Origin of the sequence: Streptobacillus notomytis (assembly GCF_001902585.1) — a bacterium.
In the GTDB taxonomy this organism is placed as follows: Bacteria; Fusobacteriota; Fusobacteriia; order Fusobacteriales; family Leptotrichiaceae; genus Streptobacillus; species Streptobacillus notomytis.
Genome location: NZ_LKKV01000108.1, coordinates 1 through 1,084, shown reverse-complemented (window position 1 = coordinate 1,084; position 1,084 = coordinate 1). Strand labels below are relative to the sequence as shown.

At 26.4% G+C, this 1,084-nt stretch carries 1 protein-coding gene and 1 pseudogene; both read left to right on the top strand.

The window, feature by feature from the left end; translation table 11 throughout:
* A partial coding sequence (locus BUE91_RS05540; protein WP_073508215.1) for a hypothetical protein occupies window positions 1-461 on the top strand: 461 nt, incomplete at its 5' end.
* Between the two features lie 24 nt (window positions 462-485).
* Window positions 486-1,084: pseudogene (locus BUE91_RS05535) on the top strand (adhesin); the annotation flags it as partial.

The window sequence follows — 1,084 nt, the reverse complement described above, 5'->3', positions numbered from 1 at the left end:
ATTATTATGATTTAATAATAAATCAGAGATTAAGTGTAATAACAGGAATGAAAGAGCTATATTCAAAGAAGAGGAACTTTGATATTTTAGCAAATGTAATATCAGCAGATGAGATATTAAGGCAAATACCTAAATATGATGAGAAGAAAATAAAAGAACTACACTTATACTTTCCAGATGTAGATTATTTAGAAAAATATATAGAAGATGTTTCTAAAAAAGTCGATAACATATACATATATTTATTTAACTTTAAAATTGATGATAGATATATGAAAAATAGAGATTATATAACATATGAAATTAAAAATATTAATAAAAAGGTAGAAAAACTAAATAATGTGAAAATTTTAAAAGTTAGTTTAACTGGAAAAGATTTATCAGAAATCTTTTTAGAGAGTTTAACAGAAGAAAATGTGGATGAAAAATATTTTAATAAATATATAAAAATTGAGAAATAAATTAAAAAGGGATGAAGAAAAAGGATGAAAAAAATACAGGAGTTAAGAAGACATTTAAAAAGTTCTTTAAAGGAAAAAGTAAGTATAAATGATAGAACAGTTATACGGTATATGATGTTAGGTTTTATAGGGGTAACAACAATATCTCATGGTGCATGGTTAGCAATAAATGAAACTAATGGAACAGTTGGAACATCTACAGGAGGAAGTAGCCCTCAAGGAGAAAATAATAGTAAAAATAATATAATATTAGCAAAATATGATAACGCATATAATACGGAACATTCAGTAATAATAGGTGCTGGAGGAAAAACATATGGTAAGGGGTTAGAAAATGTAGTAATAGGATTTAATGCAAAATCAGAAAATAAACAAAGTGTAGTAATAGGAGCTAATACAAAGTCAGATTTACAAAATTCTGTAGTTCTTGGTTCTCATGCATATGTTTATCAAAATCATTTTAATACTAGTAATGGTGTAAGTAAAGATGATGGACAAGGAGTTGCAGTAGGAAGTGCAGTTTTCTCAACAGCTCAAGCAACATCTGTAGGAAATAATACTTATGCTATAGGAAGATCTTCTATAGCTATAGGTAATGATGATGTATCTTCGTATACTCAATC